This is a genomic window from Burkholderia sp. 8Y, assembly GCF_902506145.1.
GTDB lineage: Bacteria > Pseudomonadota > Gammaproteobacteria > Burkholderiales > Burkholderiaceae > Caballeronia.
The window spans coordinates 2,166,359-2,190,044 of the sequence record NZ_LR733519.1 but is presented as its reverse complement, the minus strand read 5'-3'; the positions used below and the strand labels follow the sequence as shown (position 1 = coordinate 2,190,044).

21 protein-coding genes are annotated in these 23,686 nt (G+C 62.7%); 16 read left to right on the top strand and 5 right to left on the bottom strand.

Annotated features, from left to right (window positions below; translation table 11 throughout):
* Positions 1 to 3 precede the first annotated feature (3 nt).
* Together GV035_RS09790 and GV035_RS09785 are read right to left on the bottom strand one after the other, a co-directional pair.
* The gene (locus GV035_RS09790; protein ID WP_236572509.1) at positions 4 to 816 is read right to left on the bottom strand and encodes a hypothetical protein; all 813 of its coding nucleotides are present in this window, start codon (positions 814 to 816) and stop codon (positions 4 to 6) included.
* Between the two features lie 14 nt (positions 817 to 830).
* Positions 831 to 3,077, bottom strand: a complete 2,247-nt coding sequence (locus GV035_RS09785) for an alpha/beta hydrolase domain-containing protein (RefSeq protein ID WP_236572508.1) — start codon at positions 3,075 to 3,077, stop codon at positions 831 to 833.
* 324 nt (positions 3,078 to 3,401) lie between these two features.
* On the opposite strand from GV035_RS09785, the gene GV035_RS09780 reads away from it, so the two are divergent.
* The 9 genes from GV035_RS09780 (at position 3,402) to GV035_RS09740 (ending at position 14,319) form a co-directional block, all read left to right on the top strand.
* Positions 3,402 to 4,064, top strand: coding sequence for a GntR family transcriptional regulator (locus GV035_RS09780; RefSeq protein ID WP_159834731.1), 663 nt, complete (start codon positions 3,402 to 3,404; stop codon positions 4,062 to 4,064).
* 171 nt (positions 4,065 to 4,235) lie between these two features.
* A complete protein-coding gene (locus GV035_RS09775; RefSeq protein ID WP_159834730.1) occupies positions 4,236 to 5,825 on the top strand; it encodes an alanine/glycine:cation symporter family protein in 1,590 nt (529 codons plus the stop codon).
* A 309-nt stretch (positions 5,826 to 6,134) separates the two neighbouring features.
* The gene (locus GV035_RS09770) at positions 6,135 to 7,070 is read left to right on the top strand and encodes an ABC transporter substrate-binding protein (protein ID WP_236572571.1); all 936 of its coding nucleotides are present in this window, start codon (positions 6,135 to 6,137) and stop codon (positions 7,068 to 7,070) included.
* Positions 7,071 to 7,140: 70 nt separating this feature from the next.
* Positions 7,141 to 8,655, top strand: a complete 1,515-nt coding sequence (locus GV035_RS09765; RefSeq protein WP_159834728.1) for a sugar ABC transporter ATP-binding protein — start codon at positions 7,141 to 7,143, stop codon at positions 8,653 to 8,655.
* Positions 8,652 to 9,689 (top strand): ABC transporter permease, encoded by a 1,038-nt coding sequence (locus GV035_RS09760; RefSeq protein WP_159834727.1) that lies wholly within the window; start codon positions 8,652 to 8,654, stop codon positions 9,687 to 9,689. Before GV035_RS09765 ends, GV035_RS09760 begins: the two co-directional genes overlap by 4 nt.
* Positions 9,686 to 10,792: a galactofuranose ABC transporter, permease protein YjfF gene (yjfF, locus tag GV035_RS09755; RefSeq protein WP_159834726.1), complete on the top strand. Its 1,107-nt coding sequence runs from the start codon at positions 9,686 to 9,688 to the stop codon at positions 10,790 to 10,792. Before GV035_RS09760 ends, yjfF begins: the two co-directional genes overlap by 4 nt.
* A 656-nt stretch (positions 10,793 to 11,448) precedes the next feature.
* Complete coding sequence (locus GV035_RS09750) at positions 11,449 to 12,615, top strand: TIGR03118 family protein (RefSeq protein ID WP_159834725.1); 1,167 nt, start codon at positions 11,449 to 11,451, stop codon at positions 12,613 to 12,615.
* 307 nt (positions 12,616 to 12,922) lie between these two features.
* The gene (locus GV035_RS09745) at positions 12,923 to 13,525 is read left to right on the top strand and encodes a DUF1326 domain-containing protein (RefSeq protein WP_159834724.1); all 603 of its coding nucleotides are present in this window, start codon (positions 12,923 to 12,925) and stop codon (positions 13,523 to 13,525) included.
* A gap of 2 nt (positions 13,526 to 13,527) precedes the next feature.
* A complete protein-coding gene (locus tag GV035_RS09740; protein ID WP_159834723.1) occupies positions 13,528 to 14,319 on the top strand; it encodes a DUF2182 domain-containing protein in 792 nt (263 codons plus the stop codon).
* A gap of 14 nt (positions 14,320 to 14,333) precedes the next feature.
* Here GV035_RS09740 and GV035_RS09735 read toward each other — a convergent pair whose 3' ends face one another.
* Both GV035_RS09735 and GV035_RS09730 read right to left on the bottom strand, forming a co-directional pair.
* Positions 14,334 to 16,463, bottom strand: a complete 2,130-nt coding sequence (locus GV035_RS09735) for a TonB-dependent receptor (protein WP_159834722.1) — start codon at positions 16,461 to 16,463, stop codon at positions 14,334 to 14,336.
* A 236-nt stretch (positions 16,464 to 16,699) separates the two neighbouring features.
* Positions 16,700 to 17,050 (bottom strand): winged helix-turn-helix domain-containing protein, encoded by a 351-nt coding sequence (locus GV035_RS09730; RefSeq protein WP_159834721.1) that lies wholly within the window; start codon positions 17,048 to 17,050, stop codon positions 16,700 to 16,702.
* Positions 17,051 to 17,228: 178 nt separating this feature from the next.
* On the opposite strand from GV035_RS09730, the gene GV035_RS09725 reads away from it, so the two are divergent.
* Positions 17,229 to 17,552 carry a hypothetical protein gene (locus tag GV035_RS09725; RefSeq protein ID WP_159834720.1) on the top strand — a complete coding sequence of 108 codons (324 nt, stop codon included), beginning with the start codon at positions 17,229 to 17,231 and terminating at the stop codon, positions 17,550 to 17,552.
* An 88-nt stretch (positions 17,553 to 17,640) separates the two neighbouring features.
* Complete coding sequence (locus tag GV035_RS09720) at positions 17,641 to 18,318, top strand: flagellar brake protein (protein WP_159835055.1); 678 nt, start codon at positions 17,641 to 17,643, stop codon at positions 18,316 to 18,318.
* A gap of 41 nt (positions 18,319 to 18,359) precedes the next feature.
* Here the strand turns inward: GV035_RS09720 and GV035_RS09715 are convergent, their stop codons facing one another.
* On the bottom strand, positions 18,360 to 18,710 hold the full coding sequence (locus GV035_RS09715; protein WP_159834719.1) for a winged helix-turn-helix domain-containing protein: 351 nt from the start codon (positions 18,708 to 18,710) through the stop codon (positions 18,360 to 18,362).
* 305 nt (positions 18,711 to 19,015) lie between these two features.
* On the opposite strand from GV035_RS09715, the gene GV035_RS09710 reads away from it, so the two are divergent.
* From GV035_RS09710 to GV035_RS09690, 5 genes are read left to right on the top strand one after another with little or no spacing between them, the layout of a single operon-like run.
* Positions 19,016 to 20,206 (top strand): hypothetical protein, encoded by a 1,191-nt coding sequence (locus tag GV035_RS09710; protein ID WP_159834718.1) that lies wholly within the window; start codon positions 19,016 to 19,018, stop codon positions 20,204 to 20,206.
* 37 nt (positions 20,207 to 20,243) lie between these two features.
* Positions 20,244 to 20,903, top strand: coding sequence for a hypothetical protein (locus GV035_RS09705; RefSeq protein WP_159834717.1), 660 nt, complete (start codon positions 20,244 to 20,246; stop codon positions 20,901 to 20,903).
* Positions 20,893 to 21,357 (top strand): hypothetical protein, encoded by a 465-nt coding sequence (locus GV035_RS09700; protein ID WP_159834716.1) that lies wholly within the window; start codon positions 20,893 to 20,895, stop codon positions 21,355 to 21,357. The genes GV035_RS09705 and GV035_RS09700 overlap by 11 nt, the downstream gene beginning before the upstream one ends.
* A gap of 44 nt (positions 21,358 to 21,401) precedes the next feature.
* Positions 21,402 to 22,562: a hypothetical protein gene (locus GV035_RS09695; protein WP_159834715.1), complete on the top strand. Its 1,161-nt coding sequence runs from the start codon at positions 21,402 to 21,404 to the stop codon at positions 22,560 to 22,562.
* Positions 22,553 to 23,659, top strand: coding sequence for a hypothetical protein (locus tag GV035_RS09690; protein WP_159834714.1), 1,107 nt, complete (start codon positions 22,553 to 22,555; stop codon positions 23,657 to 23,659). Before GV035_RS09695 ends, GV035_RS09690 begins: the two co-directional genes overlap by 10 nt.
* Positions 23,660 to 23,686: the final 27 nt, after the last annotated feature.

Here is a 23,686-nt window from a genome sequence, read left to right as displayed (position 1 = left end):
CGTTCAGCGCGCGAAGTAGATCGCGACATAACCGGGCTTTTCGTTCGTCGCACCCGCCACCGGTATGGCTTGTTCGATCAGCACGGTCTGACTCGCCGTGTTCCTGTACACCCTCAGGCGGATGACCTGAGGGTTGCCGGCCTGGCTCGTATCCAGCAAGCCGGCGTCGGACAGCATCGACGTTGCCTGCGCCGCGCTGAAGCTCTGGTTCACGATGCTGACCGTCGTCGACGGATTGCCGTCGAATACATTGTCGGAAAAGCTGCCGTCGCCATTGATCGTCAAGGTCGATGACGGCGACGGGCTGCCTTCCGCCTTCGCGCCGCAGTTCTCCCATCCGTCGAAACTCTTTGCGTTCGCGCCGAACGCCGACCAGTCCGCAGTGGCATTGGCGGACACGGTCCATGTCGAGTCGAGCAGCGCCGCGACGCTTTTGACGTTGACGCCGGCATTCACGTTCGTCACCGTGCCGATGCTGTTCGTCGGCGCGGACACGCACGCGACGCCCGCGCCCGGAAGGGTCGCGGGCTGATACAGGCCGTCGAGCGCGTTGTTTCCGGCGGCGACGAGCGGCGCGGCGACCGGACTCACGAGCAGCGCGCTCGTCGTCGTGGTGGCGGGAATCACCGACAAGGCGACGGGCGCGGTACTGCCGAGCATCACGCTCTTCTGATACGCGAGCGAATTCGGTGCAGGCGGCGGATTGGAGTTCGCATTGTCGCTGCCGCCGCCCCCGCCGCACGCCGCGAGCGTCGTCGTCAACGCAGCGGCTATGCAGACGGTGACGGCGTGCTGCCTGATGATCGTCTCGCGCATGTCAGCCCATCCGATCATGGCTTCGGAAACAGCGCCGACGACACGCTCGACGCGTTCGTGATGAAGACGTTGTTCGCATCGTCTTGCAGCAAGTAGCCCTGTTTCACGAGCGCATTCGCCGCCGCGGCCACCGCTGCCTGATAGCGCGCCTTGCTGCCGCCATAGAGCGAGTCGAGCGTGGCCCGCGTGTCGACGCCGCCTGCTTGCGCAGCCGCGTTGACGGCGAACGGTATGGCCGCGCCGTTCGAGATGCACCCTTCGCCGATCGCATGGCCCGAGCCGCGATAGTTCCATCCCGTGTAGGTCGCGAGCGGCGCGCTCACGTCCGGCACGAGCACGCCCGTGGTCTCGTTGCCGTTGGCATCGACCTTCGGAACGAGAATGGTGTACGGCTCGGCCGTATTCACCACGGGAACGGCGTTGCTGTAGTCCGTGACGAAGAGCTGGTTGTACTCGCCGTTGAATGTGAGCTTGAGCGGCATCGGCGTGGCGGCGGGGCCGCTCGGCACGGTTACGTTGCCGAGGTTCGGAAAGCCGGTCGCGGTTTGTGTCGGCGCGACGAGATTGCCCGACGCCACGGTCGGATACTGCGATGCGGGCGGCGGCGTGCCTTGTCCGACCCACGCGACGAGCGCGGGAATCAGCGCGCGTTCCACAGGCGTTTCTTCCACGGGCGATCCGGGCAACTGGCACTGACTGCCGGCGGGCGGCACGGTGAACGTGCCGGTCGTCACGCCGCTGCCGCCCCCGTGCTGCGTGCCCGCCACGAGGTAGTAGCGCACGTTGGCCGGCAACGGGATATCCGTGCCGCGTCCGTCCGTCACGACGAGCGACGCCCCGCCGCCCCACCATTCGAACGAGCCGTCGAGCTGCATCACCTTCGGGCATGTGTTGGTCGCCGTGCACTGCTTGAGCAGGCCGTCCGTCATGCCGCTGACGGGGTCGGTCGTCACCGCGTACGTGAACGGAAACTGGAAGCCGGGCATGAAGTGATCTTCATGTTGCTTCGACCAGCGGCCCGGCTGCGCGAACGCCGCGTTGGTCCAGGTGCGGCGGGCAGCGGAGATGATCGGGAACATGCCGTCGAAGACGATCTTGCCGTTCTTGTCGACATTGAAGCCCTGATAGAGGAAGTCCTTCATGAAGCGTCCGGACTGCGAGATGCCTTCGCCTATCGCGATGTCGAAGTTGGTGCTCGTCGAACACGTCGATGCCACGCATCCCGCGCCCTTCAGATCGTTCAACGGATTCGCCACGCCTTGTGCATCGCTGCTTTCGTAGCGCAGGAAGGAAACGAGATCGCGCAAGGCCGCGAAGCCGATGCCGTCCACCGTCGGCGCCGCTGCCTTGTAGACAAAGCTGTAGATTGTCCCCGCGTCCGGCTGAACGCTTGCGCCGTTGGGTCCGGGGACCGTCGACGGCGGCGTGAAGCTCACCGAGTAGTTTCCTTCGTACACATTATTAGGCGTACTGATATAGCTCCAGGCCGTCACCGGAACCGAGGGCGCGCTGTAGGTCTCGACGCCGCCGGGAATGCTGCCGTACGCGGTCAGCCATGACTGTCGCGCGGTGAAGGTCACGGAGGTCTTGTCGTTCAGGTCGGCGGGTGGATAGGTGAGCGGAATGGTCGTGGCGTTGCCGCCCGCATAGTCGGGAATGAACTCCTCACGCGACAGGCCGGTCATGGGCGTTCCGTCCTTGTTCGTCGCCACCGGGAAGCTCGCGCCGAGCAGACCGGCACCCGCGAGCGCGGTCGTGCCGTTGAGCGGCACGTCGCCCTGCCAGCCGCTCCAGAGGATCGTATAGCCGTTGCGCAGCAAGGATGGGAAACTCGCAGGCGGAGCCGCGCCGGTGTCCAGCGCACCGCCTCCGATGAACGAGGCATCGCCGATCTTGCTGCCGCGATTCACGACATCGTAGAAGAGCACGCGCTTCGCCGACGATGCGTTCTGCGGTCTGAGAATGACGACATCGGTCGCATACGCCACGTAGCCGTCGGCCCCGACGGGCGCATTCTTGATGTTGACGATGCCCGCATTCAACGGATCGTTCGGATCGAGCTCGCCATGCACCACTGCGGTAATGACCTCATAAGGTCCTGCCGCGCCCGCCGGTGTCGCGCCGCCGAACGCCGGCGCACTCGAAATGATCTGGAAACTGTTGATGAACCCCGCGCCCTTTGCGACCGGCTTCGGCCCGTTGTTGTCGTCATGTCCACATCCGCCGAGTGCCGCCACGCCCGCGCCGGCGAAAAGTAGCATTCCTATGTATCGTGCATTCATCATCGAGTCTCCGAACCTTGTTGGCCTACAGACGTCAAGGTCTCGCGCGCAGGACGTGACAAGGGCCGCGAGGCCGTGCAAAACCGCACATCACGCGGTGCCGGCGATTCTTACGTCTGGCGTTCGCGGCGAAACATGCGTGGATGAAGCCGAAAAACAGTCGTAAGGTGAAGGAATGCTTGAATATACGCAGGACGTTCTTGTGTATTGATAAGTCGCGCAATCGCATTGCCAACTAGCGTTTACGAGTACAGCAATCGCTGCCTTCTCGTCCTTGTATTAACGCAGTCGCGAGGGTCATTCATGCCGAACAAGCTCACTCGTGCGGACCAGCTTCGAGAGTCGATTGAAGAGGACATTGCAACCGGCGCGCTGCTGCCGGGCGCGCCACTCGAAGAAACGGAACTCACCGCGCGATTTCAGGTATCCCGCACGCCCGTGCGCGAGGCACTGCTGCAACTCGCGGCCGCTGGCATGGTCGAGATGCGCCCGCGCCACGGCGCGGTCGTGGCGAAGATCAGCCTCGATCGGCTGGTGGAAATGTTCGAAGTCATGGCCGAACTGGAAGGCATGTGCGGCCGCCTCGCCGCGCGCCGCATGAGCGCGGACGAGGTCGAGACCCTGCGCGCCGCGCATCTCGCCTGCCGCGAAGCGCGGACTGCGGGCGACACGGACGGCTACTACCATCTGAACGAGCGGTTTCATTGCCTGATCTATGCGGGCAGTCACAACACGTTCCTGCGCGATCAGGCCAAGGCCTTGCACAAGCTGTTGAGGCCGTATCGTCGCTTGCAGTTGCGCGTGAAGGGCCGCATGAACGACTCCTTCGATGAACACGAAGCCGTGGTCGATGCCCTCGCGCGCGGCGATGGCGAAGCGGCCGCTGCCGCATTGCGCGGACATATCGTCGTGCAGGGCGAGCGGTTCGGCGACCTGATCGCCGCTCTCGCGCAAGCGAGCGCTTGAGCCTGTATCCATTGCGCACAAATGCGGCAAGCCGGCACCGTATAATGCCGCCCGCCACGACCGCGGGCGCCTGCGCGCGCGCACGTGCGACAGTGCCGATCCCAAGGATTCCGGTCCATTCAACCAGGACTTCTGCTTTAACCAGCTCGAAGCAACAGAAGGAAAGCCCGCGTGGAAGACCTTTTCCAATCCGTCAACGCGTTCTTTGCGTTCATCGCGCCCATCTCCGATTTCCTGTGGGACTTTCCAACCAACTTCAGCGCGTATTCGCACATTCCGGTGCTCGGCCGGTTTCCGTTCGCGATCCTGCTGCTCGTCGGCGTCGGCATCCACTTCAGCATCCGCACGCGCTTCATTCAGACGATGAACATGCGCAAGATCGTGCGGATCATGCAGCGCAGGCAGTCGCCGAAAACGGGCGTGAGCGCGATGGCCTCGTTCATGCTCGGACTCGCGATGCGCGCCGGACCGGGCAATATCGTCGGCATCACGGGCGCGATTTCCGTCGGTGGTCCCGGCGCCTTGTTCTGGATGTGGGTCGCCGCCTTCTTCGGCATGGCGACGGCCTTCATGGAATCCGTGCTCGCGCAGTTGTTCAAGGAGAAAAAGGGCGACGACTTCGTCGGCGGCTTGCCCTTCTATGGACGGCGCGTGCTCGGCGGACGGCGCATCGTGGGCACTTTCCTGTCGCTCGTGTTCATCGTCTATGCCTTATTCAACGTGCCGCCGCAAACGTTCAACGTGTTCACCGCGCTCGGCACGATCGCGGATACGGTTTCGGGCGCGCATCTCGCGCGGCAATCGACGGTGTATTACGTCATCGCGGCGGCGCTCGTCGTTGCGTGCGCGTTCATCATCATGGGCGGCATCCGGCGGGTGACGGCTTACACCGACGTGCTCGTGCCCATCAAGGCCGCGCTCTTCTGCGCGATGTCGCTCGTCATCATCCTGATCAATCTGCCGCTCGTTCCGTACTTCTTTCACGAGGTCATCGTCGGGGCGTTCGCGCCGCATGCGCTGTTCGGCGGCGCGATCGGCACGGCGCTCGCGCAGGGCGTGAAGCGCGGGCTGATGTCCAACGAGGCCGGGCAGGGCACCATCACGATGGCCGCCGCAATCGCCGATAACGAACACCCCTGCGAACAAGGCTTCGTGCAAAGCCTCGGCGTGTTCTTCGACACGATGGTGATCTGCACGATGACCGGCTTTATTGTCGTGATGGCGCATGTGTGGACGGGCACCGTCGACGGTCAGGCGTGGGAAGCGGTACGCGCCTCGAAGATCACGGTGTATCTTGCGTCCGTCGAGACACTGGTGCCCGTATGGGCCGCCCATGCGATCAAGATCGTCATGTGCGTCTGCTACGGGCTGTTCGCGTTCACCACGCTGCTCGGCATGATCTCGTTCGCCGAGATTTCGGCGAACTTCATCTCGCGTAGCCGCTACTTCATTACGGGCATTCGCGTGGTCGGCTCGCTGGTGTTCGTGCCGTTCGGCGCGTTGACCGTGCTTGCCGGGCTCGAACTGCCGAACCTGTGGGCGCTGTCCGACCTGATGAACATCGTGATGGTGCTGCTCAACGTGCCGATCGTTCTGCTCGGACAGGGACTCGTGTACAAGGCGCTCGCGCACTATCGCGCGACAGGCGGCGGGCGATTCGTCTCCGAGGATATCGGCGTGCAAACGGCGTGCTGGTCCGCCGATGCGAACAACGCCCCGCCGGTTCGCGAACGCGAGCCTGTGGACGCTGGCGTTCTCTAGCGGGAAGCAGTTCGAACACCGCGCGCCGTCGTTCATTGGTGCGATTTCTTGATCGACTAGGACGATCCGGCCGCTAACTGAAACTATCTTCTCCGGGTAAAACACGCGGCAACCCAGCCATTGCCGCGTTTTCCCCAATATCAGTCTTGGTATCCCCTACGTCGAATAAGTGATTGGACCCGCATGCGTCGCCAGACTAATCTTGCGCAGGACTCAACCCTGAGTCCACGACCCCGGACTCAGAGCCGCGGCAAGATGATCCATCAGGAGACGATAATGAAACAGACCCGACGCACGGTGCTGGGCGCAATGCTTGGTTCGGTCCTGTTGTTTGCCGCGGGCGTGAGCGCACACGCCGAAGACAAGCAGATCACACTGGGTTTCGCGCAGGTCGGCGCGGAAAGCGCATGGCGGACCGCCAACACCGTCTCCGTGAAATCGGCCGCCAAGGAAGCGGGCATCAACCTCAAATTCTCCGATGCCCAGCAGAAGCAGGAAAACCAGATCAAGGCGATCCGCTCGTATATCGCGCAAAAGGTCGATGTGATTGCGTTCTCTCCGGTCGTCGAGTCGGGATGGGAGCCCATTCTCGTCGAGGCGAAGAACGCCAAGATTCCTGTCGTCCTCACGGACCGCAATATCGACGTGAAGGACAAGTCGCTCTATGTGACGATGATCGGCTCCGACTTCCTCGAAGAAGGACGTCGTGGCGGCAAGTGGCTCGAAGACCACTACAAGAACGAGAAAGGACCGATCAATATCGTCGAACTGCAGGGCACGGTGGGATCGGCGCCGGCCAACGACCGGCGCGCGGGCCTGCTCGAGGTCATCAAGAACGACCCGAAGTTCAAGGTGATCGCCTCGCAAAGCGGGGACTTCACGCTCGCGGGCGGCAAGCAGGTCATGGAAGCCTTCGTGAAGACCTACGGCAAGCAGATCAACGTCGTCTACGCGCATAACGACGACATGGCGCTCGGCGCGATCCAGGCGATGGAAGAGGCCGGCATGAAGCCCGGCAAGGACGTGACGGTCGTCTCGTTCGACGCCACCAAGGGCGGGTTCGAGGCGATGGTCGCGGGCAAGATCAACGTGGACGTGGAGTGCAGTCCGCTGCTCGGGCCGCAGTTGATGACCGCCGTGAAGGACATCGTCGCGGGCAAGCAGTTGCCCAAGCGCATCGTGACGGAAGAGACTATTTTCCCGATGAGCGTCGCCGCGCAGACCTTGCCGCAGCGCAAATACTGAAGCGTGCGCGTCCATCGCGCGGGGCGTTCGCCGCGCGATGGACGACCCATTCCTCTTCCCGGCGCTTTCCATGACCGACGCTCCCGTGGTCGAAACGATCGGCCTGTCGAAGTCCTTCCCCGGCGTGCGCGCACTGCATGACGTCGCGTTCCGTCTGTTTCCCGGCGAGATTCACACATTGATGGGACAGAACGGCGCCGGCAAATCGACGCTGATCAACGTCCTCACGGGCGTACACGAGCACGACGCCGGCGAGATCCGGCTCGCGGGCCGTCCCGTGCGCTTTTCCGCCCCGCTCGAAGCGGAAGCGGCCGGCATCCAGACGCTGTATCAGGAAGTGAATCTGTGCCCCAATCTGTCGGTCGCGGAGAACATGTTCGCGGGCCGTCAGCCGAAGCGGCGCGGCGCGATCGACTGGAAGACGATTCACGCGCGCGCGCAGTCGGCGCTCGCGGAACTCAACGTCTCGGTGGACGTCACCAAGTCGCTCGATACGTATCCGATCGCCGTGCAGCAGATGGTGGCGATCGCGCGGGCGCTATCGGTCGATGCGCGCGTGCTCATTCTCGACGAACCCACGTCCAGCCTCGACGACGGCGAAGTGACGCGCCTCTTCAACGTGCTGCGCAAACTGCGCGCGTCCGGTCTCGCGATTCTCTTCGTCACGCACTTTCTGGAACAGACCTACGCGATATCCGACCGCATCACGGTCATGCGCAACGGCGAGCGCGAAGGGGAATATCTCGCCAAAGAGCTGCCCGTCGAACTGCTGGTCTCGAAGATGGTCGGCCATGAACGCATGACCGAGCGGCTGGAACGCGCCGCGACGCAAGCGCCCGCCGAGCAGAGCGACGTGTCGCCTTTTCTCGAGATGCGTGGCGTGGCGCGGCGCGGCGTGATGAATCCCGTCGATATCGACGTGCAGCCCGGACAAATACTGGGGCTCGCGGGCTTGCTCGGCTCGGGCCGCACCGAAACGGCGCGGCTCCTGTTCGGCGCGGAACGCTCCGATGCGGGCGCGACGCGTATCGGCGGCAAGACGGTGAAGCTGCATTCTCCGCGCGACGCGGTGCGGCACGGCATGGGTTACTGTCCGGAAGATCGCAAGAAGGAAGGCATCGTCGCGGACCTGTCGATACGGGAGAACATCATTCTTGCCGTGCAGGCGCGGCGCGGCCTGTGGCGCTGCATCGGCAAGGCGAAGCAGCGCGAGATCGCCAACCGGTACATCCAGCAGTTCGGCATCAAGGCGCGCGACGCGGAGCAGCCCATCGGCCTGCTATCGGGCGGCAACCAGCAGAAGGTGCTGCTTGCGCGCTGGCTCGCGACCGAACCGAAGATGCTGATTCTCGACGAACCGACGCGCGGCATCGACGTGGCCGCGAAATTCGAGATCATGGATCGCGTGCTCGCACTCTGCGCGAAGGGCCTTTCGATTCTTTTCATCTCGTCGGAAGTGAGCGAGGTCGTGCGAGTGAGTCACCGGATCGCGGTGCTGCGCGATCGCCGCAAGGTCGCGGAAGTCGCGGGCCATACGGCGTCAGAAGACGAAGTGTATCGGCTCATCGCGGGAGGATCGGAATGAACCGGCTCAAGGCAGTGGCGCAGCATCCGCTCGTGTGGCCGTGCCTCACGCTCGTCCTGCTCTGCGTGCTCGATCTCGCGCACAACGCGGACTTTCTCTCGATCACGATGCTCGACGGTCATCTGTTCGGCGCGCCCATCGACATTCTGAATCGCGCGGCGCCGCTCGTGCTCGTGTCGCTCGGCATGACGCTCGTGATCGCGACGCGCGGCATCGATATTTCCGTGGGCGCGATCGTCGCCATCGCCGGCGCGACCGCTGCCACGATTCTCGCGGACGATCCGTCGCGCGTGACGCTCGCCATCGCGGCGGCGCTCGCGGTCGGCGTGCTCGGCGGCATGTGGAACGGCTTGCTCGTGGCGTTTATCGGCATGCAGCCGATCATCGCGACCCTCATTCTCATGGTCGCGGGACGCGGCGTTGCGCAGTTGCTGACGGGCGGCCAGATCATTCCCATCGGCGCCAAGGGTTATCTCGTCGTCGGGGGCGGCTATCTGGCGAGCGTGCCGTGTTCCGTGTGGGTCGCGTGCGGCGCGCTGGTGCTGACCGCGCTGCTCGTCAATCGCACGGCGCTCGGCCTGTTCATCCGGGCAATCGGCGTCAATCCGGTCGCAACGCGGCTCGCCGGTTTGCGTTCCAGCATGATCGTGTTCGGCGTGTACGCGTTCTCGGGCCTGACGGCGGCATTGGCGGGCGTGCTCGCGAGTTCCAACGTGCGCAGCGCCGATGGCAACAACGCCGGCCTGCTGCTCGAACTCGATGCGATCCTCGCGGTCACGCTCGGCGGGACGTCGTTGCTCGGCGGGCGCTTCAGCCTTGCCGGCACGGTGCTCGGCGCGCTCATTATCCAGACTCTCACTTACACGACGTATTCCATCGGCGTGCCGCCCGAAGCGACGCTCGTCGTCAAGGCGGCGGTCGTGCTGGTCGTGAGCGTCATTCAGTCGGCCACCGCGCGCACCGTGCTGCTGCGGCAGTTCAAACGCGTCATTCCGGCCGCATCGAAACAGCCGCTCGCGGAGTCATCGCAATGAGAAACCTGCTCGACCGCGTGACGGACCCGCGCGTATTGCCGATCGTCATTACCATCGTGCTGTTCGCCGCGCTGTTCGGCTTCGGCTCCGTGATGTACACCGGCTTCTTCTCGTTGCAAGTGTTGCTCGGCCTCCTGATCGACAACGCGTTCCTGCTGATCGTCGCGATCGGAATGATGTTCGTGATCGTGTCGGGCGGTATCGACCTGTCGGTCGGCTCGGTCGTCGCGCTGACGACCATTCTGTGCGCCGTGTTCGCGGAGAAACTGCACTGGCCGGTCTGGGTGATCGTGCCGCTCGTGCTCGCGGCGGGCGCGCTCTACGGCGCGGCGATGGGCGCGCTCATCCACTTCTTCAAGCTGCAGCCGTTCATCGTGACGCTGGCGGGCATGTTCCTCGCGCGCGGCACGTGCTTTCTCATCACGACGCAATCCATCACGATCAACGATACGACGTTTCACGCGCTGTCCGGCTTTCATGTGAATGTCGGCGGGGCGTCGGTCACGGCGGGCGCGCTCATCGCCGTGGCGACGCTTTTCGTGGCGATCTTCGTCGCGCACTTCACGCGCTTCGGGCGCAATGTGTACGCGGTCGGCGGCAACGAACGCTCCGCGCTGCTGATGGGCTTGCCGGTCGCGCGCACCAAAGTCGGCGTCTATGCGCTCAGCGGGTTCTGTTCGGCGCTCGGCGGCGTGGTCTTCACGCTGTACGTGCTGTCGGGCTATGGGCTGCAAGGGCAGGGCATGGAACTCGACGCCATCGCCGCGACGGTCATCGGCGGGACGCTGCTCACGGGCGGCGTGGGGTACGTGATCGGCTCGGTGTTCGGCGTCGGCATTCTCGGCACGATCCAGACCCTCATCACCTTCGATGGGACGCTCAGTTCGTGGTGGACGCGCATCGTCATCGGCGCGTTGCTGTGCGCGTTCTGCCTGTTGCAACGGGTGATCGAGCGGCATGCGGCCCGCCGCAAGTCGAACGGCACGACCTTGGGCGAAGGGCTGAAGTCGAAGAAGTCGCCGAAACCGCTGACGCCCGATGCGGCCGGCGAAGCGAAGCCACTGGGTTCCGTGCCGCGGACGGATGCTGCGTTCAGGCTTTGAAGAGTGAACTTGCCTGCATTGAACGTGCTCGTCACCTACACTTGAGGCGGGGACGCCGCTGCTGCGCTTCCTCGACTTGCCGGAGGCCAGATCATGCGAGACACGTGCATGGGCTTTTCGCTCGGCGTGCTGCTTGCAGCGAGTTCCTGCTCGACGATGGCCGCCTCGATACGGATCCAGTCCGGCGTCTATGACGGGAACTGCGGTGCCCACACTATCGATTCGACTCGCGACCTGGCTTTGCATTGCGACTTCACCGACCGTTGTGTGTATCCGGTTGCCCTGCCAGCTACGCGTGCCAATAGAGCCGATTGCAAAGCCGATTTCGTCGCCAGATGGTCTTGCGGCTCGGGAGAGTCTCATGAGGCTTCAGTCGATGCAATCGGCCCCAGCAGCGGCGTTCTCGTGCTGACGTGCATTCCGTCGACTGGAGCAGGCAAATAGTTCAGTCGCATCCGGGCACGATCCCGACGCCTAAAACGGCTGCGGCCCAGGCCATGCACTTGCGTGAAGCGTCGCACCATCCGAACTCGTTCTGTTTTCGCTAACCAGTTCATGTAGTGAGAGCAGCACGAAAGCATTCGCGTACCGGAATAAAGCCACTCCTCTGCTCGTTCGAAGCTGTTGTGACCTAAGGACGAACGAGGAGTGCGGCCATGAAACGCTCAATGTTGACAGTCTTCGCCTGCGGCGCCGCTTTAGCGACGCTCGTATCGTGCGGCGGGAGTTCCCACTCCAACGATTCCGGTCCGCCCGTGCAGTCTTCGTTCGCGGCAACCGCGCTCGTGTCGAATGGTCCGGTGCCCGCGACTCATACCGACTCCAACCTGAAGAACGCCTGGGGCGTTGCATTCAATCCCAAAGGGTTCGTCTGGGTCGCGGATAACGGTACCAACGTCGCGACGCTCTATGACGGTAACGGTGCGCCTCAATCACTGATCGTGACGATACCCGACGGCAAGAATGGTTCAGCGTCGCCGACGGGCATCGTCTTCAACAGCACGCCAAGCTTCGCGGTGACGGAAAACGGCAAGTCCGGCGTCGCGGCGTTCATCTTCGCGGGTGAAGGCGGCACCCTTACCGCGTGGGCGCCTACTGTCGGTCCGACGAGCGCGTTTGTCATGTATGACGACGGCGTGGGCGGCGCGGTCTATAAAGGGCTGGCGCTCGCGGCGAACAATGGCAGCAACTTCCTCTACGCCACCGATTTCCATAACGGCAAGATCGATGTTTTCGATGCCAGCTTCGCCAAGGTGGTCATGCCGGGCGGCTTCTCGGACCCCGCGATTCCCGCTGGCTTCGCACCGTTCGGTATCCAGTTGGTTGGATCGAACTTGTTCGTGACGTATGCGAAGCAGGACGACGCCAAGCACGACGATGTCGCCGGCGCGGGACTCGGCATGGTGGACGTATTCGATACGGCAGGCAACCTCAAGCAGCACTTCGCGACGGCCGGCGCGCTGAATGCGCCGTGGGGCATTGCACAGGCGCCGGGTAACTTTGGCTCACTGAGCGGCGCAATTCTCATCGGCAACTTTGGCGATGGCACCATCAACGCGTTCGACGCATCGAGCGGTCAGTCGATCGGTCCGCTTGATGACTCGAACGGACATGCCATTGTGGAGCAGGGTCTGTGGGGTATCGCCTTCGGCAACGGTCTCAACAATCAGCCGTCCAATACGCTTTTCTTCGCGGCGGGGCCGAATGACGAAGCGGATGGCGTCTACGGGCGGATCGACATTGCGCCGGGGTCATCGTCGAGTTCGACGGCAGGCGCGAGCAACGGAACCAGTTCGAGCGGAGGCGCGAGCGTGGGCATGTAGGCATGGGCGGCGTTGGCCGGCGTGGCCGGTCAACAGCGCAGGCATTCATAAATCGCAAAGGCAGTGTCGCCGGCGACTCGAAGCAGCTTCGGCTTCGGCAGATACTGGAAGCGCAGTGCGCAAGACATGGGGCAGCAAGCCGCCATGCGCCTCGTCCACGACGGTCATCACGAACGCGCGGCACGTGTATGAGCCGCTTCATGAATGACAGCGGCGCACGCTTTGATTCTCGTTCGCTTAACGACTACAACGAAGGATGTCCGGTCATTTTCTGTGAGGCCGGATTCAACCCGCAGAAGAGGCGAACATGAGCTATCAACTGATGGGCAGCATCCTTGAAGTATGCGAATGCAAAGTGCTGTGCCCGTGCTGGATCGGCGAGGATCCCGATAACGGCATTTGCCGCAGCGCGATCGCATATCACTACGAGCAGGGCACGATCGACGGCGTCGATGTCTCGGGGACGACAGTCGCGTTTGCGGCGTTCATTCCGGGCAACGTGCTCGAAGGCGGCTGGCGCGTCGCCATGTACGTCGACGAGCGCGCGACCGACGCGCAATTCGACGCGCTGGTGAGCGTCCACCGCGGCGAACGCGGCGGACCACTCGCGGATATCGTGAAGCTCATCGGCGAGGTCGTTTCGGTGAATCGAGCGTCGATCGAGTACACGGTCGTCGAAGGCCGGGGCCGGATGAAGGTCGGGGAAACCATCGAGGCCGAACTGGAACCCTATCGAGGCCCGACTGGCGAGCCGACAAAACTCGTCGACAGTATCTTCTCGACGATACCCGGATCGCCCGCGTTCGTCGGTCGCGCGAATGCGTTTCGCCTCAAGCACGAAGTGCTTGGGCTCGATCTCGAGTTGACGGGACATAACGCTATTCAAGGATCGTTCAGCTTCGTGTCGTGAAGATGCGCCTGCGCTCACGGCTTTTCGTGTCGCTCTTTGCCGCATTGACGGCGAGCGCGTGGGCGGCGCTGTGGTGGTGGAACACGGGGCCGTATGCGCGCTATGCAAGCCATGTGAGCTGGGCCGACTTGCCCGGCATCGGCGCGATGTGCCGCGCGGTACCCGGTGCGAGCGACGCGGTGGCGGCGTCGCTGCACAGCGTCGCATGGCTACTGATGATCGCGGCGATGATGCTGCCGACCGCCTTCCCGCTCTTCGATACCTTCAGGCGCATGACACGCTCGCGCGGGAGCCGGCGCGCGCTGGTCGCATTGCTGATCGCGGGCTACGTCACGGCGTGGGCCGCGTTCGGCTTCGTCGCGCATGGCGTCGATGCGGCGCTCCATCGCCTCGCCGACCATTCGTCGACGGTACTCGCCAATGGCTGGTTGATCGGCGCCGCGACTGTCGCGCTGGCGGGCGTGTATCAGTTCAGCAGCCTCAAGCACCGATGCCTCGACAAGTGCCGCTCGCCGCTCTTGTTCATCGCCGCGCATTGGCATGGCCGAAGCGCGCGTCGCGAGAGCTTCCTGCTCGGCGTGAGTCACGGCCTGTTCTGCATCGGCTGCTGCTGGGCGCTGATGTCGCTGATGTTCGCGGTCGGCACAGGAAACGTAGGCTGGATGCTGGCGTTGGGTGCGATCATGGCGGCCGAGAAAAACATGCGCCTGGGGAGATCGATCACGAAGCCGCTCGGTGTCGCATTGATTGCATGGTCGGGATGGATCGTCGTGCACAACGCGGGCCTCGCCTGAGGCGACTTTTCGCATCACCAGAAGTAAGTCGCCTTCACGCCGAACGTGCGCGGCGCCGCGAACGCATAACGATACGAGTCGTCGAACGTGTATTCTTCGGCGGCCGTGAACACGCGCTTGTTCGTCACGTTGCGCACGTACGCCATCAACTCGATGTTCTTGCGGTTCGGCATCCAGGTCGCCGAGAGATCGGCGGTCACATATGGCTTCTGATAATCGTCCGCGTAGTTGTAGATCGTGAAGTGCTGACCACTCTGAAACTTCGCGTCCACGCGGCCGACGATGCGCCCGGCCGCCGTCATCCACGTATGGGCCAGCCCGAAGCCGGCCGTGAACGCCGGGCTCTGCGGCGGCGCGTTGCCGGCGAGTTGCACGTTGTGGCCGCTGCCATCGTCCACGACGAAATCGGTGAAGCGCGCGTGCAGCCATGCCACCGACAGCGTCAGCAACCCGACCGGATCGATCAACGCGCGGATATCGGCGTCGGCGCCATAGATGCGCGTGCGGCCCGCGTTAACGATGCTCGTGCCCGTGCGCCCGTCCGCGAACGGCACGAGTTGCGCGATCTGCTGGCCCGAATAGTCGTAGTCGAAGATGCTCGCGTTGAGCTGCAGGCGCTGCGAATTCCACAGCGACTTCGTGCCGATCTCGATGCCTTTGAGCGTCTCCGGCGCATACGACCCCGACGACGAGAAGCCACCCGACTTGTAGCCCGTGTCATAGCGGATGTAGTTCATCAACGCGGACGTGGGCGCGTATTCAGCCGCAAGATGAACCGTCGGCTCGGACCAGGTGCCCGAGTTGTCTTGCGGCACGTAGGTATAGACGAACGGCGGCTCGTTCGAATTGGCGAAGAAGTATTCGCCATCGCGGCTCTTTTCGTCGCGCGTCACGCGCATGCCCGCAGTCAGTCTGATCTTGTCGGTCACCCAATACGACGACTGGCCGTACGCCGCCGTCGATGTCGTGCGGATGCCGTACGCGAACGCAAGCGTGGGCAGATACACGCCGCCATCGAACGGTGATTCGTTCGCGCTCGACAGCGACGACGACTCGCGAAAGTACGACACGCCGGCCTGCCACGACCACCGCCCATCGCCGAGCGAGCTTACGCGCACTTCCTGATTCAGCGTCTTGGGAAACTCGTTCTGCCGGTACGACACCGGCTCCGCGAAACTCGGGCTGCTGTCGGCTGCGTGACGCCAGGTCAGGTTGTCATAGCTGCCGATATAGCTCAGTTCGACGCTGGGAAAATCGTAAGCGACGCTCCATCGCGCGATCGTATCCTCGATGCTTTGCGATTGCGGCGTCGCATAGGTGAAGGTGCGCGGATCGGCCGGGAAGGGCGGCTTGTCGTGCGAGAGGTGGCCGCTCGCGTCGTAGATATAGGGTATGTCGAGCGAGACGGGGCCGACGCCCTTTATCGTCGTCTGTTGCGCGGTGAAGAGCACGCGCAGATGCGAGGTCGGTTCGAGCGCGACGGACAGTCGTCCGGACCGGGTGTCCTCGTCGTCGCCGTCCGCCTGCGGCGCGTTGTTCAGATAGCCGTCGTGCCGGCGCGAGATGGCGGCCACGCGGAACTGCAGGACGTCGTTCACCGGGACGTTGACCATCGCGTCGAGATTGCGCGTCGCGTAGTTGCCGAGATCGACCAATGCGCGGCCTTCGAGAATCCGCGAAGGCTTCGCCGTCACGATATCGATGAGGCCGCCCACCGCGTTGCGCCCGTACAGCGTACCTTGCGGGCCGCGCAGCACCGAGATGTGGTCGAGATCGTAGAGCGTGCCGCTCAATGCATACGGGCGATTGTTCGAGCTTCCGTCCGTCACGACGACCACGGATGGATCGCCGATTTCGGTCGTGTCGCGACTGGAGATGCCGCGAATCGTCAGCACGGGCACGACCGTCTGCACCTGCGCATAGCTCAAATCCGGCGCGATGGTGGCAAGCGACTTGATATCGCTCACGCCCGTGCTGTCGAGGAAGGCATTGCCATAGACGCTCATGGCGATGGGCGTGCGCTCTTCGGGCGCGGGCAGCTTCTCCGCTCTGACGATGACGGGCTTCAGCTGCTGCGCATCTGAATCGCTTTCATCGGCGCGAACGCCGGGGGAAAGGACGATGCACAGGACAAGCACGCTCATCGCCGTCGAAGCACGGCGGCGATGAGCGACTACGTTACGCGGGAAGAACATGTCAATCGCAGTCTGGATGCAGCACAACACCTGCGATTGCTACGGAGGCTGTCGGACACTGCTGGCCATCCCCGCTCTCAAGAGGGATAACGGCCCGGGTGGGAAAAATTACTGCGCTCATGCGCCGGAAAGCGACAGATTATAACGTTCTCCACGCGTGTTTATGGTAGGGGCGTTGCAACGCTTTAGCGATTCTTCGCCTCTTCAAGACACGCGGCCAGCTTTTCGAAATACGCCAGCGCCTTGCGCGTCGGCGCGACCGTCTTGATGCGCAGATCGTCGCTGCTTTCATCGACGGATACGAGCCCCTGATTCTTCAGGCTCGTCAACTTGCGATGCACGGTGGCCGGGGCGCCCGCAACCGACAGCGTCATCGCTTCGGTGACCGTCAGCGCGTGCCCCGCGTGCCACGACGCCGTGAGTGCTTCCAGCAGGCGTTCCTCGACGGCGTCGAGCTTCGGCACCGAGGGCAATGCCTGGACCGCCTGAGCCAGATTGAGGAAGCGGAAATAGGCATCGAAGCTCTTTTTGGCCATGTAGAACCCTTGAAGGAGGATGATTCGATGAGAGCGTCGGGGCAAAAAGAACGGTCCGCGTTGCCCTTGTGCTTATCAAAATGATAAGTGAATGCTAACATCATCGGCAAGCCAAGGCTCGGCGAAGACGTGAAGCGTCGACTTGCCAGAGCTGCCATCAGGAGTCAGGGACACGACCGTGGTTCAACAACGCGACTTCACCTACATCACCGAACCTTTCATCGAGCGGGAAATCGAGCATCTCGCGAGGATGATCCGCTCCCGACACTGGCATCGCAGTGTCGCGTGGCCGGTGTCGTATTGGCGCGAGCGCATCGAGAGGTTGCGCCAGGCGCCGGCGGCGGCGCCGGGTCAGCAGGCGCAACTGCTTTCGCTGCTCGTTGAACTCGAGGGAATCGCGGCTCAGCTCGAGTCCTCGTCGTCTTCGTCTTCTTCCACGCACGGCGAGATGTTGCATATCGGCGCGCAGCCGGTCCGCGCGGCTATTGGCAACGCACGATGATCGCCGAATCCCCGGCGATGGATGAAAGCGCGATCACACGGATGGGTAAGAGGCCGACGACCGCTACGCGCAGCGGCTCGGACCGCAGATAGCGGGGTTCCTGCCAAGCATTCTGACTCGCGGTGACTTCCTCACAGTCGAATTCGACGGCACGCAGTTCGTCACCCAACTGCTGGAGGTCGATGTGCGCGAGGCGCACTTCGTTTTCGACGTCAGCAGCATGCAGCGGCTCAATCGCGCACTCGCCGGTGCCGCGGAACTGACGTTTCGCAGCCAGCCATCGGGAGTTCGTACGGGGTGCGTGACAGGGCGGGCCGTCGAGACGACCTTCGAAGGACGTCCCGCGTTGCAGGCACCGTTTCCCGAACTGCTTCACTACGTGCAGCGCCGCGAGTACTACCGCGTCGATGCGCCCCTTTTGGATGCGTTCGTGCTCAGCGGGAACGATCACGCCGGTGTAGCGTTTCGATACGAATTGCAGGACCTGTCCCTCGGGGGCGTCTCTTTGCGCGCGCGTGAAGCGCATTTCGAATCGCTCACGCCGGGCACCATCTTGAAGGACGTGCGGCTGCAAGCGGGCGGACTCGGCGCGGTTCTGGTGGATCTGCAGATCGTCGCACCGCGACCAGTCCTCGCGCCAACCGGCCAGTGCCGCACCGTGCTGGGCTGCCGTTTCGTCGAATTGAAAGGAAACGCGGAACGGGTGCTCCAGCGCGCGATCCTGCAGCTGGAAATGCGCCACGGAGCGCGCGCGGCGCGACTGTGATGCGCCCCGCGGGGTCGAGCTGGTCGTCCGACGCATCGCACTTATCGCCTTTGTTCGGCTGCCTTGAGAAAGCACTCCGACAGTCGGTCGAAATGTCGCAGCGCGGCCTGCGATAGCTCGATCTGCTTGCGTCGGGAATCTTCGGTGTCGGCGAGCGTGATCCACCCTTTATCGCGCATGGACTTCAGTCGGGCATGCAATGTGGCCGGCGAGGCGAGGTCCTGCTGCGACATCATGTCTCTGACCGAGAGCCGGACCCTGTCCTGGGTCGCACGTGCAATGAGTTCGAGCATTCTCTCTTCGAGTGGGTCGAGCGCGGGCAGCGAAGGCAAGCCTCGCAGTGCTTCGGCCAACTGTAGGAACCGAAGATAGATGGCAGCTTTACGCGCCATGACGCTGGTTCTCCTCGAAGCACCCATATGAGCTGCCAGACGAAAGCCGGACCCCCGACATTCTACGTATGCTCCGGTCCGCCTCGGTAGCTTCAGAGCCGCTATAAATCATAAAACAAAGCAGGCTTGCCGCATCGACCGTGCCGGGCGATGAGCTGCCCGGAAAAAATACAGCAAGTTCCTAAAGTATTGCCGCGCCGCGCCGATAGCCAGTGAGAAGCAGGAACTACGCTTTTATCGCTATAAAAAATAGAACGAAATTGAAGATCGAAACGACTATCCATCTTGCGAAACCGGCGAGCAGATTGATTCAGATGACCGTGCTCGCGGCCTTCGCTTGCTTCTTTGGCGCGGCACACGGAGCGCATGCGGGACAACTCGAAGTCGTTTCGGTTACCGCCACGGGCTTTGGTTCGAGCGCAGCGTCCGCCACGGTCGATGCCGTGCGCAACGGTGTGGCTTCGGTGAACGGCGAGCGCATCGAATCGACGGAGCGACTGACGAAGTCTTCGACTTCATCGACGGGCGCCGCGACCCAAAGCTCAAGGAGTATCGATGAAGACATTCGCCGCACGACCAACGGCGTCGTGAAGTCGTGGCGGGCGTTATCGACGCAGCCTGCCGATGGCGGCTACCAGGCGACAGTGCAGGTCGGCGTGGCCGTGCTCAAGCAATCCGAGCAGATGAAGCGGATCAAGATCGCGGTCGTTCCCTCGCACGGCCAGGCCGATGCCAGCACTGCGGCGATCGTCGATGCCATCACCACCGATCTCGTCGAAAGCCGCAAGTTCGCCATTCTCGACCGGCAGCAGAAGGAAGCGATCGAAGCGCAGATGGCCCAGATCCGCGCAGGCACGCAGATCGAGGACTTCGCGCGGCTGTCCTCGGGCGTGGCGCCCGACTTCCTCGCGATCGTCACGACGCGAACTAACGCAGGTTCGGGCGAAGGCACGACGCAGATTCGCGCGCAACTCCAGGTCATCGATTATTCGAGCCGGCAGATCAAGTTCGCCGAGCAGAAGTCAATCAACGTCAAGGGAAATGACCGGTTACCGGCGGTCAAGCGCCTGCTCGGCGTGGCACACGCGCTGTCGGGTGACCTGCTTCAGTCTATCTATCCGCCGCTGGTCGTCGGAAATGACAACGGCACGCTCACGATTGCCGAAGGATCGAGCTACTTCAAGGTAGGAGACAAGTGCGCCGTACGGCTCATCGAAAGCACGCTGAAAGACCCTTATACGAAGGAATTTCTCGGCTACAAGAGCAGCGAAGTCGGCACTGCGACCATCACCTACAGCGACGCGCGCATTTCTCAGGCCACGCTCGATCACTCGCAACCGCTCGACGCGGGCACGGTCGCCGCGCGCAAGTATCAGGCGTGGCGAGTGGCGGCCTCGGCGAACGACCTTTTCAATTCCTTGGCGGCGGACATGGGCGGACGTCCTGCGCCCGGACATGCTCAGGCGGAAAGTCACTCGATCGAATCGGATTACTGATCAATCTAACCGCCTTCAACGACGCAGACATCACATCATGCACTTCAAGAAAATAGTCGCTTGTCTCATCGGTTCGGTAGTCGTGTCGCACGCTTTCGCTCAGCAAGGTCCCGCGTCGAACGACGGCGGCGGCGATATCCCGCTCGGCGGATTCCCTGGCTGCTTCGTCGCGCCGCCCAAGGACTCGTGCGATGCGCGCATTCTCTGCACCGGCGTCGGCACGTTGTATGGCAATACCGGAGCGGACTTGCAGGCGGCGACGCAGGAAGGGTCGATCGAAGCCCGCAACGAGCTGGCGAAGTTTTACAGCAGCAAGCAGAAGGCCGAGCAATCGCTCTCGACGATTCGCGAAGACGCGCAGCGCAGCACATCGGATGGCGGCAAGGCAACGGCATCGTCGGCCAAGCGGTTGATCGCATCGGTCAGCAGCACGAGTGCCGAATCGATTCTGTCGGGCGTGCAAGTGGTGTCGCGTGAAGTCGATACGAAACAGCAGACCGTCACGGTCAAGGTCGGCGTGAGTTGCAAGAGTCAGGCGGCGGCCGCGCAGTCGCAGTCCGGCGCGACACGTGCCGCTTATGCGCAGAAGACGGGCGCTAACGGTCAGGCCGCTGCGCCGCGCGCAGAAGAATACCGGACGCCGCCGGGGCAACTGTCGAACTTCAAACAGACCGTGCCGCACGCCGATGAATTTTAAGCGGCTCGCGCCGGCGTATTTGCTCGTGCAGATGATCGCGCACGCCCCGGCATCGTGGGCATTCGATGTCTGCGATGACGACGGCTTTCAGACCGTCCGCGACGGGCAGATTCGCAAGTGGAGCGCAGCGGGCGAGGACTGGATCGAGTTTCGCACGACGCGCGAACGGCTGATCGAACGATACGGCTCCGGCCGCGCGTTGCCGCAAGTGGCGGCGCACGCCGCAAGAAACGCGCTGTTCGTCGAATTCGATCGCGCGGAGCGGCGGCCCGACGCACACGCGGCGCTCGATATCCGCGACATGCAGAGCGTGGCGGCATCGTGCCACGGCAACGAGGTCTTCGATTTCAAGGTTCCGTGGAGCGGCTTGAGCTGGACCACGGGACAGTTCGATCCGGATGCGTTGATGCCGCCGGTCAAAGCCTTTCTCAAACAGAACGGCGTGATCGACTGAACTGGCGTGACGATTAAACAGGCTGCACGATTTCATTCACTAACATGCGACACCTGCTACTCAAACTGATTCTTTGCCTGACGCCCTGCATGGCGATGAGCGCGGCAAACGCGAAAGACCTCTATTTTGCGGGCTTCTCCTTCGCCGGCAACTTCTCGCAGAACTCACAGCGTTACCCTTACGCCGAAGCACTGAAGGAAGAAAAGACAGCGAATGGCATGAACGTACTCGATGCCGCGCTCAAGGAACAACTCGCCGCGCTCGATCGGAGCGACATCACGCTGAAGTACGGCCTGGGCGATTCCCACGCCGGCAACGCCAGCACACTCGCGTTCGCGCTGCAGCAGGAAAGCGTCGAAGACGTGAAGCGCGGCGACAAGGACGTGTACGTCTATCGTGTGATCGGGGACGTGCTCGTCTTCGACATGCAGACCAAAACGCTGCTGCTCGACATCCCGGCCATGGCGCAGTATCAGGATGTCGGCGCGCCGGGCCGCACGCTCAAAGAGCACCGGGCAGTTTTTCGCAACATGTATCTCGACAAGGCCTTCGGGGCCAACGTCTTCGCGGAATGGGTGCGGCGTCTGAAGGATGCGCCGGTCGGCAAGAGCTACACGTCGTATATCGGCGTGCGGAACGTGACCATTGCGCCTGAGGCCGAAGCCGTCATACCCGATGCCCTCAAGCAGAACGACGCCTACCAGACCGAAGTGGCGCAAGCCTTCGAATACAGCCTGGCGTCCGCGCAGAACGTGGGCCTCGTGCCTTATACCAAGGGTCAGGCGATCGGTCAGAGCATGGTTGCGCGCTTCGCCAATGGCGACAGTTACACGCTCAATCTGCCCGATCCGGACTTCGTCATCGATATCCGCGTGCGTGCTTTCCGCCGTGCACAAGTTCAGACCAACGCGACCGAACAATACGTGTTCGGCTCGTTCATCACGCTGAACGTCGAGCAGCCGCAATTGCAGACGCAATACGTCAGCGCCGACTTCAAGAATCTCAATTACGTCGTGCTCGATCGTTCGGAAGGCTTCACGCCGAATGACTGGGACGCCTATCAGACAAGCCTGCGCCGTCTCTTCACCGTACTGACGCAGCAGATTTCGAAGCGCGATTCGAAGACGCTCGCCCAGATGACGAAGGCGCCGGACATCGACAAGCAAATGACTGCATTCAAAGGAGTGGTCGACAGATGCATGTAATCGGACACGCTCGACGCGCATTGCTGGCGTTGACGCTCATGATGCCGTTGTTTGCAGCGGCGGACGTGGTGCAAGTACGCGGCACCGTCACCGTGCCGTATTCGACCGGCCTCTTCTCCAGTGCTCCGGACGCGGCATCCAGCAAGGCCGCGTTCAGCGCAGCGAAGCTGGCGGCATGGGATCTGTTCACGTCGCGCTTCAACGACGCAAAAATGAAGAACTACCTCGCAAACAAGGAGCGCTTCACGGGTGATATCGACGAATACGTCAAGGATTTGACGATCGTCGATCAGTTGACCGATCCCGCGTCGCATACCTTGCGCGTCGCGGTGCGGGCGAACATCAACGAGACCGCCGTCGATGCCATTCTTGGTTCGACCTCTCAGGCAGCGCGCCAGGGCACGGGTAACGGCAGCACGCTGGTGTTCGTGTTTCTCGCCCGTGAAGTGATCAAAACCAAGTCCTTCGATGCGCGTGTGTCGAAAGTTGCGAAGATCGAATCGTCCAGCACGTCGATGGAAAAAGCCGTCGATGCGGACGATGTCGAGGCCACCGGCAGCCGTACGTCCGACATGAAGGAAGTGACATACGGCGGCTCGACGGAGCGCAAGCGTGCGCAAACCGTCTACGACGTGACGAGTCCCGAGGATGTCACCGCCGCAATGAGCGACGTGCTCAGCACGTCAGGTTTCGAGATCGCAGGTTATGACGATGTCGTGGCGAACTGCGGCGGAGTGGACAGGAGCATCGTCATGAAGGAATTCGGCGCGAGCGACGACATGACCATGCAGATGCGCCGCTCGATGATTGGCGCATCGCGTCAATGCGGCGCATCGCTATTCGCGACGGGAACCATCGACATGGGCGTACACGACACCGACCCCGTCACCGGCAACAAGCGGGTCTTCGTCTCGGTTCGCGGACAGGTCTGGGACATCCGGCAGGTCTTGCCTAGAAAAGTCGCGTCGGTCGGTCCCGTCCAATTCGCGGGACTTGGACCCGATGAAAGCGTCGCGACGCGTAACGGGTTAAATCTGGCGAGCCGCAACGCCGCCAAAACGTTGGTCGATCAGTTGAACGCCAAACAAATCCACTAGCAGTCCCATCTAACGAGAAGGAATATG

What these genes read in the sequence shown, in the direction of transcription:
- GV035_RS09790 (WP_236572509.1), bottom strand. Translation starts at nt 816, where the DNA reads ATGCGCGAGACGATCATCAGGCAGCACGCCGTCACCGTCTGCATAGCC.
- GV035_RS09785 (WP_236572508.1), bottom strand. Translation starts at nt 3,077, where the DNA reads ATGCTACTTTTCGCCGGCGCGGGCGTGGCGGCACTCGGCGGATGTGGA.
- GV035_RS09780 (WP_159834731.1), top strand. Translation starts at nt 3,402, where the DNA reads ATGCCGAACAAGCTCACTCGTGCGGACCAGCTTCGAGAGTCGATTGAA.
- GV035_RS09770 (WP_236572571.1), top strand. Translation starts at nt 6,135, where the DNA reads ATGCTTGGTTCGGTCCTGTTGTTTGCCGCGGGCGTGAGCGCACACGCC.
- GV035_RS09765 (WP_159834728.1), top strand. Translation starts at nt 7,141, where the DNA reads ATGACCGACGCTCCCGTGGTCGAAACGATCGGCCTGTCGAAGTCCTTC.
- GV035_RS09760 (WP_159834727.1), top strand. Translation starts at nt 8,652, where the DNA reads ATGAACCGGCTCAAGGCAGTGGCGCAGCATCCGCTCGTGTGGCCGTGC.
- yjfF (WP_159834726.1), top strand. Translation starts at nt 9,686, where the DNA reads ATGAGAAACCTGCTCGACCGCGTGACGGACCCGCGCGTATTGCCGATC.
- GV035_RS09750 (WP_159834725.1), top strand. Translation starts at nt 11,449, where the DNA reads ATGAAACGCTCAATGTTGACAGTCTTCGCCTGCGGCGCCGCTTTAGCG.
- GV035_RS09745 (WP_159834724.1), top strand. Translation starts at nt 12,923, where the DNA reads ATGAGCTATCAACTGATGGGCAGCATCCTTGAAGTATGCGAATGCAAA.
- GV035_RS09740 (WP_159834723.1), top strand. Translation starts at nt 13,528, where the DNA reads ATGCGCCTGCGCTCACGGCTTTTCGTGTCGCTCTTTGCCGCATTGACG.
- GV035_RS09735 (WP_159834722.1), bottom strand. Translation starts at nt 16,463, where the DNA reads ATGAGCGTGCTTGTCCTGTGCATCGTCCTTTCCCCCGGCGTTCGCGCC.
- GV035_RS09730 (WP_159834721.1), bottom strand. Translation starts at nt 17,050, where the DNA reads ATGGCCAAAAAGAGCTTCGATGCCTATTTCCGCTTCCTCAATCTGGCT.
- GV035_RS09715 (WP_159834719.1), bottom strand. Translation starts at nt 18,710, where the DNA reads ATGGCGCGTAAAGCTGCCATCTATCTTCGGTTCCTACAGTTGGCCGAA.
- GV035_RS09705 (WP_159834717.1), top strand. Translation starts at nt 20,244, where the DNA reads ATGCACTTCAAGAAAATAGTCGCTTGTCTCATCGGTTCGGTAGTCGTG.
- GV035_RS09700 (WP_159834716.1), top strand. Translation starts at nt 20,893, where the DNA reads ATGAATTTTAAGCGGCTCGCGCCGGCGTATTTGCTCGTGCAGATGATC.
- GV035_RS09695 (WP_159834715.1), top strand. Translation starts at nt 21,402, where the DNA reads ATGCGACACCTGCTACTCAAACTGATTCTTTGCCTGACGCCCTGCATG.
- GV035_RS09690 (WP_159834714.1), top strand. Translation starts at nt 22,553, where the DNA reads ATGCATGTAATCGGACACGCTCGACGCGCATTGCTGGCGTTGACGCTC.